Source organism: Saccharibacillus kuerlensis DSM 22868, from assembly GCF_000378145.1.
In the GTDB taxonomy this organism is placed as follows: Bacteria; Bacillota; Bacilli; order Paenibacillales; family Paenibacillaceae; genus Saccharibacillus; species Saccharibacillus kuerlensis.
Genome location: NZ_KB899287.1, coordinates 104716 through 119006, shown reverse-complemented (window position 1 = coordinate 119006; position 14291 = coordinate 104716). Strand labels below are relative to the sequence as shown.

Sequence of the window (14291 nt, the reverse complement as noted above, 5' to 3'; positions counted from 1 at the left end):
CTAAAATTAGATATGAGGCACATCGACAACGATGGGTTCCCTCGGAATCAGGGCCAGATCGAACGAATCGATTAATTCGGAAGCCGATACCGGTTGGGGACGGTCGATCAGCCCGCTAACGTAAGCGAGCCAGCCGACCAGCCGCTCTGGCGGCGTACCGCTTTCGCGATGAGCGGAAATGGCAATTCCACCGTGACGCTTGGCAAGACGTTTACCGTCGGGACCGTTAAGCAGCGGGACATGAAGAAATTCTGGTATCTCCAAGCCCAGCGCTTCGCAGAGCAGAATTTGTCTGGGCGTGGAATCAAGCAGATCGGAGCCGCGCAGCACGTCGGTGATGAGCATGTCCGCGTCATCCACGACAACGGATAGTTGATACGAATAAAGTCCATCGGCACGGCGGATCACAAAATCGCCTCCGCTGCCAGGAGGGAAGGTCTGCGGACCGGCAATTCCATCCGTAAATATCACTTCCTGGCCTTCCGGCAGCGCAAAGCGCAGAGAAGGCTCTTTGTGCAGTCCTCTTGTCGCGCGTTCGGCCGGAGTCAGGTGACGACAAGTCCCTGCATAGGCCGGTCCTTCGGATGACAAGCCGTGAGGAGCGCTGACCGCGGCCAGGATGTCTGCGCGGCTGCAGTAGCAGGGATAGAGACTGCCCTTTGCTTCAAGCTGCCGAAAGGCGGCCTCGTAACGCTCTAAACGTTCGCTCTGCGTATACGGTGCGTAAGGGCCGCCAATATCCGGGCCTTCATCCCAATCTAGACCGAGCCAGCGCAGGTCGGTCAGTGCCAGTTCAGCCCACTCCTTGCGTGAGCGCGCAGTATCGATATCCTCCATGCGGAGAATGAATTCGCCGCCCAACGAACGCATATGCAGCCAGGACAGCAGTGCCGTACGTGCGTTTCCCAGATGCATTTTGCCTGACGGGGTCGGCGCGAAACGTCCGCGTCTCATCATTTTCACTTCCTTACCAGATTTGATAGAGATCAAATAAAAGATTTGATAAAATAAAAGCTTATGCTGCCGGATCGACAGACAACGATCGGTCACGAAATTTATTATACGATAAATCGAATTATACGATAAATTGAAAATCGAAGAAAACGGATCGACCCATAAAGCATACAAAAGGCATTACAGATAAAAACAAGAGGACAGGCTGATTATAGAAAGCGGGGCTGAGAGACATGGATTCGGATCATAAAGAAGGCGGCCGCGATAACGAAGCTGCTTTAGGCAATCAAAGGAAGGAACGGCGAGGGTTAAAAACGGAACTTCCCGTCGATTCGGTTCTGCCGGAGTTAAAAAGTGTATTGGCGCAAAATCGGCCCGCTATTCTAATTGCTCAGCCGGGAGCCGGCAAGACGACTCGTGTACCTCCCGGGCTGCTAAACGAGCCATGGCTAAAAGGGTTGAAAATTCTAATGCTGGAACCGCGCCGGCTTGCCGCAGTGTCGGCTGCTGATTATATGGCGGAATCTTTTGGAGAAAAGGCCGGCGGTACAGTGGGTTACCGGATCGCGCTGGACAGCAAATCAGGTCCCGATACGCGGATCGAAGTAGTGACCGAAGGCATTCTGACCCGGATGCTGCAGTCCGACCCGTCGCTTGAGGAGGTAGGACTCGTTATTTTCGACGAATTCCATGAGCGTAATCTACAGGCCGATTTGGGACTCGCCCTCGCTCTGCAGAGCCGAGCCGTCCTGCGCGAAGATCTGCGCATTCTGATCATGTCGGCGACAATCGACCCTCATCCGATCTCACAGGTGCTGGGCGGAGCGGAAGTCATTCGAAGCGAAGGGCGGGTGTATCCGGTCGAGACGGTTCACCTGGGAGGCTCGCGTGAACTGCCGCTTGAGCGTCGAACCGCACAGGGAGTAAGGCAGGCATGGGACGATACAGAGGGCGGAATTCTTGTGTTTCTACCTGGTGTACGCGAAATCGCGCGAACCCGTGAAGAATTGATGCGCAGCGGAGGACTGCCCGGTGCAGAGATCCTGCCGCTGCATGGTGGACTAAGCCGTGAAGAGCAGCGACGCGCGGTCCGTGCCTCCATCGACGGGAAGCGTAAAATTGTGCTTTCGACTACGCTTGCCGAGTCCAGTATTACGGTCGAAGGGGTTACGGCGGTTGTCGACAGCGGCCTGATCCGAACCCAGATATTTTCTCCCCGGACAGGGATGTCACGGCTTGTGACTTTGACGGAATCTTTGGAGTCGGCCGATCAGCGGCGAGGGCGCGCGGGACGTACGGCTCCCGGAATCTGCTATAGACTATGGAGCAAAGAAGAAGAAGCGGGAATGCCGGCGGCAAGAGTGCCGGAGATGCTGCAGAGCGACCTGGCTCCGCTGGCACTGGAACTAGCCGCCTGGGGTATTCGGCATCCGGCGGAACTTGAATGGATTGATGCGCCTCCGGAAGCTGGCTACGCCGAGGCGCAGGAACTGCTGCGCCGATTGCATGCGATAGACGATAAGGGCGTCGTTACGTCCGAAGGCCGTGCCATGAGTGCCCTGGGCGTGCATCCGCGCCTGGCTCGGATGATCCGACGGGCGCTTGATCTTGGCCTCGGAGCGGAGGCATGCGACCTTGCAGCTCTGCTGCAGGAGCAGGCTTCTTCGCCGGTGCCAGCTGGCGGAGTCGTAACGGACGCGGTCTCGCTGCTTCCGCGCCTCCAGGCGTTGAGCGCTGTCTCAACAGCGGCTGGAAGCGCTCTGCGTACGCCGAACGAACGGGCTGCGGAACGTGCGGCCCGTCTGCGCCGCATAGCGGGAGTACCTGCCGGATCGTCCGGCGATATCCGCCGTGCAGGGCTGCTGCTTGCTTATGCTTTCCCGGATCGGGTCGGCCGCCGGCGGGAATCGGGACGTTTCCTGCTCAGCGGCGGGCGCGGGGCTTATTTGCCCGAGCGGGAGCTGCTGTCACGCGAGCCGTATGTGGTCGCTGCCGACATTGACGATCAGGGAACCGAGGGTCGCATCTGGCTGGCGGCTCCGCTCGAGCTTGAAGACCTTGAACGCTTTGCTGTGGAGGAAGGCACAGAAGAAGTTCGGGTAGTGTGGGACAAGGAGAGAGAAGCCGTATCGGCGCAGCGTGTACGGCGCATCGGTGCGGTGGTCCTCCAAGCTGTTCAAGCTTCATCCCCGGATGAGGATGCCGTAGCTGCTGCGCTGCTTGAAGGTATTCGGGAAAGCGGAGGACGGCTGCTGCCTTGGAGCAGGGAGGCCCGCGATCTGCAGAATCGTATGATGTTCATGCATCTGGCCGATCCGGACTTTCCCGCCTCGGACGACGAAGCACTGCTGGAGGAACTGGATAATTGGCTTCGGCCTTACGTGGCAGGCATCCGCAGCGCAGCACAGCTCAGGAAGCTGAATCTGGTACAGCTTTTGGAACAGCGGCTGACCTGGGAGCAGCGTAAGACGCTCGATACGGAGGCGCCGACTCGTTTAAGTGTGCCGAGCGGTTCCCGAATCGCTGTCGATTACAGTGATCCGCAGCGTCCGTTTGTCGCGGTCAAGCTGCAGGAAATGTTCGGGCAGACGGAAACGCCGCGTATCGGGCGCGGCCGCGTTCCTGTTACGGTTCAGCTGCTGTCTCCGGCGCGGCGACCGGTACAGATCACGTCCGATCTGGCGAACTTCTGGAAAGAAACCTATTTTGAAGTCAAAAAGGACCTGAAAGGCCGCTATCCGAAGCATTACTGGCCCGATGATCCGAACGAAGCTCAAGCTACACGACATGTACGCCCGAGAAATTGAAGCGGAATCGGCATGAGGTTTCGTCAAGCGCTTGCAGGGTAATAAAGAGCGAGCACAAATCCCAATTCAATTTTGAAGGAGGATTTAACAATGGAGAAGAAAATTGTAGGTGTATTTGAAAGTGAACAGGAAGCTTCGCGTGCGATCCAGAATCTGCAGCAGCAGGGCTTTACTTCGGATGAAATTTCGGTAGTAGCAAAAGACCGGAACGACTTGAGAGCGATAGATGAAGAAACAGGTACAAAAGCACCGGAAGGTCTCGCAACAGGGGCGGCTACAGGCGGTGTACTTGGTGGAGTAACTGGACTGCTGGCGGGTGTAGGCGCTCTGGCTATTCCGGGCATCGGTCCGATTTTGGCAGCAGGACCTCTGGCTACGGCGATTGCCGGGATGGCAGTAGGAGCGGGCGCCGGTGGTCTGGTAGGCGGCCTTGTGGGCCTTGGCATTCCGGAACATGAAGCCAAAGAATACGAGAGTCATCTGGATCGAGGCAATATCCTCGTGCTGGTTGATGAAGATGCTCGAAGCGGAACTGTATATAATTCATTCCGTGAGAACCGCTCGCTCAATGCCGACCGTTATCAAACGACGGAAGAGGGTTACGGCAGCGAGATGAATACGGGAAGCACGTTGCACACGGGAATGAATACGGCTACGACGCGCGGCAGTATGGGCAGCATCAATCCTGCAGACAATGTAGGGCCGGATGCAGGATTGACGGAGGCAGAGCGCCGCCGCACGCTCGACGACCCTGCGGATGCGCTGCCTCCACGGGGCGACCGCAGAATGTAACTCCAGCAGTATGAATTTCCAGATACGGCTGTTTGCATGAACCGTTTGACTCACAGAAAGAAACTGGGCGGCTGCAAGGATAAAGATGCGGAGAACACATTTATATGGAATTATGAAAGAGGTGCCTCAAGGCACCTCTTTTTTACGTCATTCAACTTTTAAGAATAGACAGAAAACGAAAATTAAAATCAACACATGAAAAATTCATAATAGAAAAATCGCGTTTTCGCTTCATTCAGCTTATGTAAGTTATGCTTACTGTTCTCCGTATGAAAAAAGAGAAAAAGAGCAGATGAAGGCTTTTTTACTTAAATCCGTTCTAAAAGATGTGAAATTGCACAAAGTCGATTATAATAGAAAGGGAACAAGCGTTCACCCGAAAAGGAGGAGAAAAACATGGCCTTCATGATCGCCCAACGGGCATTTATCAAACTGTACCTGATCACCATGGTCGAACAGCAGCGCGGATACGGCTATCAGATGCTCGAAGAGATGAAGGAAAGCTTCAAGCCCTTCGGGTATGTGCCTCCACAAAGCGAAATTTACCGTGCGCTGCATGAACTTGTGCACGAAGGCGTTTTTTATCGGACCAAGCAACTGAAGGGGAGCGATCCCCGTGTTGATTTCCAGGAAATCGTTCTGTATCACTTTACCGAAGACGGGCCGGAAAAAGCCAAGTTGTACAAAAAGCAGGTGAAAACGGATCTTGATCGCTGTTTGGGCATGCTGAATAAAGCGGCCGAAGACAACTACGGGACTTAGCGTTCAAGTTCAGAATCTTAATTGATAAAGTCGTACAAACAGGAATCAGTCCGATGCATCTGCAGATCAAGGGGGGAGTGATCCCCTCTTTTTGAGCTGAAAAGAAAGTTGGCGAAGTGAATAGAAAACGTTATCATAAAGGGGGCTGCAATGATCCTGCAATTTTGAGTATGTCATCAGAGTTTCAAAAGGAGGAGTCTGAATGGTTCGGACGCTTAAGTGGGGAATCATGGGAACGGCGGGTATTGCGGAGGGAGCTTTTATTCCGGCTGTCAAAAACTCGGAACGAGGAGCGGTGTGGGCTGTTGCCAGTCGGAATACAGACAAGGCTCGCGAAATGGCGGAGCGTACCGGAGCCGCTCGTTATTATGGAAGTTATGAAGAGCTGTTAGAAGATTCGGAGATTGACGCCGTCTACATTCCGCTTCCGAATCACTTACATAAAGAATGGACGATTCGTGCGGCCCGAGCGGGCAAGCATGTGCTTTGCGAAAAGCCGGCGGCACTTGATGCGGAAGAGACAGCGGCTATGCTGCAGGCATGCACAGAGAACGGTGTATGGTTTGCGGAAGCTTTTATGTATCGGCACGGACAAAAACATCGGCGTGTGCAAGAGATCATAAAGTCCGGGGAAATCGGGGAGCTGCGGTCAATGCGCGGCGTTTTCAATTACTGTACGCCTGAAGATACCGGCAATGTGCGCTTTGACCGTTCAATGGGCGGCGGATCCATCTACGACATTGGAGTATATCCAATTTCGGCCGCGCGTATGATTATGGGGAGTGAACCGCTGTGGGCGTCCGCCCATGCCTTTTTCTCGCCGGATCACGATGACGTAGATATGGCTGCTTCCGGCATGTTGGCTTTTGCCGGAGGCGTTGGGCTGAGTTTCGAATGCGGGATGTGGTCGTACAACCGCTCCTATTTCGAAGTAACGGGGACCAAAGGCCGGATAGAAATGCCTTATATGTTTGATTGGAGGGGGAATCCGCAAATTATCGTGGATACGAACAGGGAACGCCGTGAGGAGAAAATGCCCTGTGTAGATCACTACATGCTGCAGGCCGATGCATTCGCCCGGGCTGTATTTGGTGAAGAACCGCTTCTTTTTCCGCCTGACGATGCTCTTCGCAATATGCGGGCGATCGACGCTTGTCTCAAGTCCGCACGGGAAGGGTGCCGAGTGGACATCCCGCATACATAGAAGAAACCAATCCCGCAGATATTCAAGCTGAAGCCGAATTAGAAGTGTATAGGGTGAGCAGCAAGCTGCATTTTTTGCAGCTGGTTTTTTTTCAAATTGAAAGCGCCTCTCACTGCGGGGTATAATAAACCCTGTGTGATTCCATTTTGATTTAAAGGAGACTGTATATGTCGATGAATCCAAATGCCGGAACCCCGCCGGTGTACGAAGCAAGACGCGGCGATTACAACGGACAAGAGGCTGTTTGGCTGAGATACGGCGATTATGAAGCAGCTGCACTTCCGGAAATTGGTGGCAATCTGATCGCTTTTCGCGATACGAAGCGCGGATTTCGTTTTCTTCGCGAGCCGGAAGAAATGGATGCGTTTGTAGCCGATCCCGGCACACATGGTATTCCACCCCTTTTCCCTCCCAATCGGTATGATGGCGGTCAGTTGAACTGGAACGGTGAAGAATACAAGTTCCCTGTCAATGAAGAAGCGACCGGGAATTTCCTGCACGGGTACCTGCATACACTGCCTTGGGAAGTTGAAGCGTTTGGGGCTTCCGAAGCGGGCAGCTTCGTTTCGCTGTCCCATCGAGTCGGCGAAGGGCACAAAATGTATGAATACTTCCCTTATGCCTTCACCCTGCGAATTCGTTATACGCTTAGTTCGCTTGGTCTGGAACAGGACGTAACGCTCTTTAACGAATCCGGACGCAAGCTGCCGGCACTGCTCGCGTTCCATACGGCATTGAATGCACCATTCGCGGAAGAAAGTTCGTCGGAAGACTGCCGCATCAAAGTCACAATCGGACAGCGCCGAGAGCTTGATGGACGTATGCTGCCTACCGGAGACTTCCAGCCGTTGGAAGAATGGGAAGAAGAGATGCGTGAGAGCGGCGTCAATCCTTATGTCGATTCGATGGACAACCACTATACCGCTGTACCGCAGGGCGGACGCAACCGAGCGGAGATTACCGATACCAAAATTGGAGTCAAAGTGGTCTATGACGTAGGAACATCGTATCGTCACTGGATGATCTGGAACAGCGGAGCAGGCGGTTCGTTTATCTGCCCAGAACCGCAGGTCAACCTTGTGAATGCCCCTAACCTCTCGCTGCCTTCCGAAAATATGGGACTGTTTGCAGTTGAGCCGGGCGAGATCTGGCAGGCTAACAGTCGTATCTATACGGTAGATTTGGCGAGCGGCGTTTAATCGGTTGATTATTGGCAAAGGAGGAATCGTAATGGACGTATCGGAAGCGATTCGTACCCGGCGCAGCGTTGGGTCGGTCAAGGATGAAGAAGTGCCGCGCGAACATATCGAGCGCATTTTGGAAGCGGGAACGTGGGCACCCAATCACCGTAAAACCGAACCGTGGCGGTTCTTCGTACTGCAGGGAGAAGGCCGGGCCAAGCTGGCTTCGGCTATGACGGATACCGAAGCGGCGGAGAAAGGCATCAACCCTCCGCCGGAGCAATACGAGGATATGCTGGCTTCCGCACTGAAGAAAGTTCAGCGCGCACCTGCCATTATTGCGGTTGGATGCGAACCTGTATCGGGACCCAAAGTTATTCCGCTGGAGGAAACGCTCGCAGTAGGATCGGCGATCCAGAATATGCTGCTTGAAGCTCATGCTCTGGGCCTTGGTGCGGTCTGGAGAAGCGGAAGCCTCTGCTACCATCCGCTTATGGCAGAACGCTTTGGACTTGGAGCGGACGGTCAGATGCTGGGCTTCATTTACTTGGGGTGGCCGGACCGCGAACCTGGTGAAGGCAAGCGTGAGCCAATTCAGTCGAAGACGGTTTGGATTGACGGAACCGAAGACTGATTGAACGGAAAGTTTCTGTGGTTAGTTGTTTGATATTTGGGCTCCGCTTCTCTTAGAGAAGCGGAGCTTTTTCTGTGAAATGTGCAGGCATGTCTAATCATATCCAATAATTAACAGCTGCCGAAGCGCTAGAATGTCGTGTGTTTTGACACGATCGCTTCCATAATCGCCGGAGTCCCACATGTTGCACAGTTTGGTCTTTGCCGAGCACGGCGATATAATAAAAGATGAATGGTTGGGAGAGTTCCCGCCTGAAAGGAGAGAACGACAATGCAGGATGTATGGAGAGAACCTTTCTGCGTTTCGGTAACCGAATCGGACTTTTCCGGACGGGTTCGTTTGTCTGCGCTGCTTGGCGCCATGCAGAACGCCGCGGACCGTCATCTTGAAGATGCCGGCGTTACGGTTGGCCGAATGCTGGAAGAAGGCATGGCCTGGATTTTAATGACAACTCATCTCGAATTGGCGGAGGTTCCCCGTCTGGGTGAACCGCTGACGCTGGAAACTTGGAATTGCGGTGCATCCGGAGTACTGTGGACTCGGGAATATCAGCTGTTGAATGAAGCGGGCAGAGAACTTGTTAAAGCCTCGACCGCCTGGACGCTGGTCGATATTGCAAAGCGTCGCATTCTGCGGCCGACAGCCTTTCCGTTTCCGCTGCCGGTTAGTGGTCGCCCTGCGCTGAACGGCCCTCCAGACAAAGTAAAGCTGCCAGACGAGGATGGCGGTTGGGCCGAAGCTGGAGCTTATACGGTTCCATACAGCGCAGTAGACTGTTACGGCCATATGAACAATGCCCGCTATGCGGATTTGTGTACGGACCTATTAACGCCGGAGGAACTGCGTACCGGGGAAATTTGCTCGCTGCATATTACTTACAGCCGTGAGGCCGCACTTGGAGATCGCATCGTACTCCGCCGCGGAGGACAAGGTGAACAAGTATGGATTTCGGGTGAATCGGAAGAGGGACGTCGAACATTCGAAGCGGTACTGACACTTGCTCAAAATCAGGATAAAAAAGCAGTTTAATCTCAAGGAAGCAAAGGAGTGCCATTAGCATGAAAAAAAACAAATTGGGCAGTTCGGAACTGTTGGTCGGAGAGATTGGATTAGGCTGCATGTCGATTGGAATCGAAGAAGATAAAGCAATCAGGCTGCTGCATGAAGCGCTTGATCTCGGCATCAATTTTCTGGATACGGCGGATCTTTATGATGAGGGCCGTAATGAAGAATTGGTTGGCAAAGCGATTCGTGGACGACGTAGCGATGTTGTTTTGGCTACCAAGGTTGGTAATCGTCGCATACCCGGACAGGAAGGCTGGACATGGGATGCTTCGAAGACTTATATCCTTTCCGCTGTTAAGGATAGTCTGCGGCGGCTTGGTACGGACTATATCGATCTGTATCAGCTGCACGGAGGAACACTCGACGATCCGATCGACGAAACGATCGAAGCATTCGAGCAGTTGAAGCAGGAAGGCGTTATTCGCTATTACGGAATTTCTTCGATCCGGCCGAATGTGATCCGCGAATACGTTTCCCGATCAAATATCGTCAGCGTGATGAGTCAATACAGCATTCTGGATCGGCGTCCGGAAGAAGAAGTGCTGCCGCTGCTGAAATCAGAAGGCATCAGTGTAATCGCCAGAGGCCCTGTCGCCAGCGGCATACTGACAGATGTTGGAGAAAATAAACTTTCCAAAGGATATTTGGGTTACGAGGAAGAAGAGCTCCGCAGTTTCCGAGATGCGGTGAAGGCCGCTTCAAATCGCCCTATGCTCGAAACGGCACTGCGCTACCCTCTGGCTTCCCCGGCTGTCGGATGCGTTTTGGCAGGAGCCAGTACATCGGAACAGCTGCACGCCAATGTAAAAGCAGCCACAAGCACTCCGCTGACGGCGTCTGAGTTGGAGGCGATCCGCTCCGGCGTGCCTGCCAACGAATATACACAGCATCGTTAATTTTCCTAATAGGAAGTCGGTTCGTGCAAATGCAGAGAGATCCGTTTGCCGATCCGGCTTTTTGGCATGCCTTGAACTTCTTGAACACTGAAGGGTCTCCCGTTTAGAAGGCTTCCGGTTACGGGTAAAGGAGGAGAGAAGCTGATAACAGGAGGCGAACTGACATGGATAACGAACACCACAAGGCCAAACAGCGCGAAGAAGAAGCGGCCCAGCAGCAGAGTCAGAAAGACGACAACCGCCAAGGACCGCACGATCATGCCGAGCAGTATCCGACAGGGAATGAAAGTTTGTTCGATATGCACGAGAGTGAAATGAATGTCGATCCGCTTCCGATGGAAGATATCGCCATGGAACAGCGGGAAGAGAAAAACAAAGATGCAACATCCAAAGATCGCTCCTCCAGCAACGATAAATATAAGAGCGGATTTTAATTTTTGCTCTGAATGAAGACGTTTGAGAATAGAAAAAAGACAGCCCTTCCGGAATTCCGGAAGGGCTGTCTTTATGCTGTGACAAAACGAAGGTTATGAAAGATAGCTTACACTTCTTCTTCCAATGTATTCCGTTCGGCATTTTCGTCAGGAACGACCGGATGCCGGACAATTTCGAGCTTGCGATAGCGCCTTGGTCCGCGGCGCAGTACCGAAAATTCGAGATTTTCGTACTGCCACTTTTGCCCGACGACCAAATCCGGCTTGTGTCCGTAAAGCCATCCGCCGATCGTATTCAATTCTTCATCATCGAGATCCGTAAGCAGAATTTCGTTAATACGATGAATAAATACTTTGCCGTCTACAATCACATGATCTTCCGAAAGCTGAACAAGCTCCGCTTCCTCGGCCGTGTCGAACTCGTCGCGGATGTCTCCGACAATTTCTTCAAGGATATCTTCAATTGTCACCATTCCCGAGGTGCCGCCATATTCATCGACCAGGATTGCAATATGCGTATTTTCTTTTTGCATTTTTTTTAATAAGTCTTTGACTGCCATGGATTCGGAGACGGACATGACCGGATGAACGAGAGAAGCAACATCGGTCTCAGGATTTTCTTCAAGCGCCAGGAAATACTGTTTCGTATTAACCATGCCGACAATATTATCTTTGCTCATATCGGCGACAGGGAAACGCGTATACTGTTCCTGCAAAATAATCCGGCGGTTCTCTTCGCGTGACTTGTCAAGATACAAGCATGCCATGTCGGTGCGAGGAACCATGATTTCATTGGCGAGCATTTCGTCAAAAGCGAAAATGCGGCTGACATAGCCGTATTCGCTCTGATTGATCTTGCCGCCTTCGTAACTCTCGTTCAGGATAAGGCGCAGCTCTTCTTCCGAAAACGCTTCTCCATGTTCATTGGCCGGTTTCATGCCGATTAGGCGGCCGATCTGATTGGCGGAACCGTTAAGCAGCCAAATGAACGGATACATAATTTTGTAAAAAACGAGCAGCGATCCCGAGACAGCGAGTGTTACGGCTTCCGCTTTCTGGATGGCTACCGTTTTTGGGAACAATTCGCCTACAACAACGTGCAAATACGTAATCGTTGCGAAGGCCAGAACGTACGACAGTATGGAAGCTACAGCTTCCGGTATGGCAGGAACAGCTTCGAATACCGGATGCAGCAGCAGTTCCATCGTCGGTTCGCCCAGTGAACCGAGGCCAAGCGCGGTAATTGTAATACCAAGCTGGCAGGCGGACAATGAGCCGTCGAGATTGGAAATGACATTTTTGGCTTTGACAGCCCTCTTGTTGCCTTCCATAATCAGTTGGTCGATTCGACTGCTTCTGACCCGGATAATAGCGAATTCTGTAATAACAAAATAAGCGGTAGCGGCGATCAACAGCGCGACCAGTGTAAGGTTAACGGCGATTGTAACTCCCATATGAACGAGTGTCTCTCCCTTCGTGTATCAAACGCAATTTCAATAAATGGGGTGAAATCGCGTTTTGCCCACGTAATTGGAGAGAAACTTGAGCGGTCGCAGAAGCAAACGCTTCAAGCGAAGCATCACCGCCCAGCCAATCATCAGTTCCGCTGCATGCAGTGGAAAGAAAGGGTCGTAAGGCGGTATCGGGTCGGGTTCGAACGGTACGACAGCCGGTGTCCAGAACATTGTCGACAAACCGGAAGGCAGCAGTCCGACTCCGGTGTCCGCACTATTGAGATTGTCCAGAGCTTCGTCAAGATCGATAGGATCTTTGTCTTTGAGAATAGCAGGCGATAGGCATAAAATAAGCGTCAGTAAAAAGACAAAAATAAAGCGGCCCCCGTTTTTCGCGCTGTGAGAAACGTATAGGGGCCATCGTATTCGGTTCGAAAAGGGAAACGACTCCTTTCTGTAAAAGATGTCCGGTTGATATCAAGGCGCTTCGTCATAAAGAAAAAAACGCCATAACTAAATAGATTGTATGAATCCGCAGTGTGTCTGTCAAATAAAGCTTATAGCGATTAAACGTTCAAAAGGCTGTTTTTGGTGTATATATTTTTTGAAACCTACTATGCAAAAGCGAGCAAAAACAAGACGGACCCGGAATTTGAAGTTTATTGAAAGTTCCGGGAGTTCCGCTTAGATACTGGAGAGGAGCCTGTTTATGCTGTATGACTGCATTATCATCGGAGGAGGAATCGCGGGCACCCAGGCTGCGATTCAATTGGGACGCTACAGTACGCATAAAGTTTTGGTGATCGATTCCGGTTACGGCCGTTCTTCGGTCTGCCATACGTATCATAATATTATCGGCTGGCCTGAAGGCGTAACCGGCGATTATTTGCGCAAAACCGGTCGAGAGCAGGCAGAGCAGTTGGGTGTGGAATTTATACAGGAAACAGTAACAGAAACGGCACGCGATGGAGAAAAGTTTCTTGTGATAACAGGAAAAGGCCAACGTTTTTCCGCGCATACGCTGCTAATCGCAACCGGTGTAATGGATCGGTATCCGGAAATTCCGGGACTGCGAAATGCACTTGGCTACAGTGTTTATATTTGTCCGGACTGCGACGGCTACGAGATTGTAGACCGGAAGACCGTTTTGATCGGTTCGGGCGAACATGGATCAGGCATGGCGGTTCTGCTGGCTGAACGCACACCGAACCTGACTTATGTCAATCACGAACTTGAACCGATCGAAGAGCATTTGATCGATCATTTGCGTGAGCTTGGCATTGACTATGAGGAACAGAAAGTGACTGAAGTGCATGCTGACGAGAACCGGGATATTCAATCCGTGGTGCTGGAAGACGGACGGGTATTGGAAGCGGAATGCGGGTTTATCGCTTTCGGAGGCAATCACGTTCGGGTAGAGCTGGCGGAGCAGTTGGGCGTTACATTGGAAGACAACCGGCATATCAAGACTGATTCGCGCACCAAAATGACGGACGTTGACGGAGTATGGGCTGCCGGCGATATTGGACTGCATTCCGAACTTTCGACTATTGCAATGGGAGAAGGCACACAAGCGGCTATCTGGATTCATAAAAAATTGCGCAAAATTCATAAATCGCAGAGATGACGGTTCATATTCGGCAAATGGGTTAATAATAGTTCAGCAGGTGCTTAATCCTTTGAAGTAACTCCATCATCATCCGCTTTCGAGAAACTACACAACCGAGAGGAGAATGAACAATGAGCGATATCAAAGAACAACAGCACGCAGTAACTAAAGACGGCGAGGTCAAAACGGATAAGGTTGAACAAACAATCGACCGTATCGGTGATGACAAAAAGGATCAAATCCTTCAAGATTTCGAAGCTTTCAAGCAGTACCTCCACAAACGGATCAAAATCGGGGAAAGCATCGGCCTCGGCGAAGAGCAACTTGCTAAAGTAGCAGAGAGAGTAGCTGATTATCTTGCCGCTAATGAAGATCCGCGCAACAGCGAAGAAAAACTGCTGCAGGAACTTTGGAAAGTAGGCGACAAAGAACAGCGTCATCAATTGGCTCACATGCTCGTACGTCTGTCGCAGAATGCCTGATTCAGAGCAGACCGTTA

At 52.1% G+C, this 14291-nt stretch carries 13 protein-coding genes; 11 read left to right on the top strand and 2 right to left on the bottom strand.

From position 1 onward, the window contains the following. Positions 1-6 precede the first annotated feature (6 nt). On the bottom strand, positions 7-954 hold the full coding sequence (gluQRS, locus tag F456_RS0112880; protein WP_018977453.1) for a tRNA glutamyl-Q(34) synthetase GluQRS: 948 nt from the start codon (positions 952-954) through the stop codon (positions 7-9). Between the two features lie 233 nt (positions 955-1187). On the opposite strand from gluQRS, the gene hrpB reads away from it, so the two are divergent. From hrpB to F456_RS0112835, 9 genes are all read left to right on the top strand, one after another. Then, on the top strand, positions 1188-3761 hold the full coding sequence (gene hrpB / locus F456_RS0112875) for an ATP-dependent helicase HrpB (RefSeq protein WP_018977452.1): 2574 nt from the start codon (positions 1188-1190) through the stop codon (positions 3759-3761). Between the two features lie 90 nt (positions 3762-3851). Beyond that, the gene (locus F456_RS22525; protein ID WP_018977451.1) at positions 3852-4553 is read left to right on the top strand and encodes a general stress protein; all 702 of its coding nucleotides are present in this window, start codon (positions 3852-3854) and stop codon (positions 4551-4553) included. 396 nt (positions 4554-4949) lie between these two features. Then, the gene (locus tag F456_RS0112865) at positions 4950-5315 is read left to right on the top strand and encodes a replication termination protein (RefSeq protein ID WP_018977450.1); all 366 of its coding nucleotides are present in this window, start codon (positions 4950-4952) and stop codon (positions 5313-5315) included. 202 nt (positions 5316-5517) lie between these two features. Beyond that, on the top strand, positions 5518-6519 hold the full coding sequence (locus F456_RS0112860; protein WP_018977449.1) for a Gfo/Idh/MocA family protein: 1002 nt from the start codon (positions 5518-5520) through the stop codon (positions 6517-6519). Between the two features lie 167 nt (positions 6520-6686). After that, a complete protein-coding gene (locus F456_RS0112855; protein ID WP_018977448.1) occupies positions 6687-7718 on the top strand; it encodes an aldose 1-epimerase in 1032 nt (343 codons plus the stop codon). Positions 7719-7749: 31 nt separating this feature from the next. After that, the gene (locus F456_RS0112850) at positions 7750-8334 is read left to right on the top strand and encodes a nitroreductase family protein (RefSeq protein ID WP_018977447.1); all 585 of its coding nucleotides are present in this window, start codon (positions 7750-7752) and stop codon (positions 8332-8334) included. A 270-nt stretch (positions 8335-8604) separates the two neighbouring features. Beyond that, positions 8605-9363, top strand: a complete 759-nt coding sequence (locus F456_RS0112845) for an acyl-[acyl-carrier-protein] thioesterase (RefSeq protein WP_018977446.1) — start codon at positions 8605-8607, stop codon at positions 9361-9363. A gap of 29 nt (positions 9364-9392) precedes the next feature. Further along, a complete protein-coding gene (locus tag F456_RS0112840; RefSeq protein WP_018977445.1) occupies positions 9393-10295 on the top strand; it encodes an aldo/keto reductase in 903 nt (300 codons plus the stop codon). Positions 10296-10459: 164 nt separating this feature from the next. Further along, positions 10460-10729, top strand: a complete 270-nt coding sequence (locus F456_RS0112835) for a hypothetical protein (protein ID WP_018977444.1) — start codon at positions 10460-10462, stop codon at positions 10727-10729. Between the two features lie 107 nt (positions 10730-10836). Here the strand turns inward: F456_RS0112835 and F456_RS0112830 are convergent, their stop codons facing one another. After that, entirely contained in the window at positions 10837-12183 is a 1347-nt protein-coding gene (locus F456_RS0112830; RefSeq protein ID WP_018977443.1) for a hemolysin family protein, read from the bottom strand. Positions 12184-12892: 709 nt separating this feature from the next. Here F456_RS0112830 and F456_RS0112820 point away from each other — a divergent pair. Beyond that, a complete protein-coding gene (locus F456_RS0112820; protein WP_018977441.1) occupies positions 12893-13810 on the top strand; it encodes an NAD(P)/FAD-dependent oxidoreductase in 918 nt (305 codons plus the stop codon). A 122-nt stretch (positions 13811-13932) separates the two neighbouring features. After that, positions 13933-14274, top strand: coding sequence for a DUF3243 domain-containing protein (locus F456_RS0112815; protein ID WP_026293868.1), 342 nt, complete (start codon positions 13933-13935; stop codon positions 14272-14274). The last annotated feature ends 17 nt before the right edge of the window (positions 14275-14291 follow it).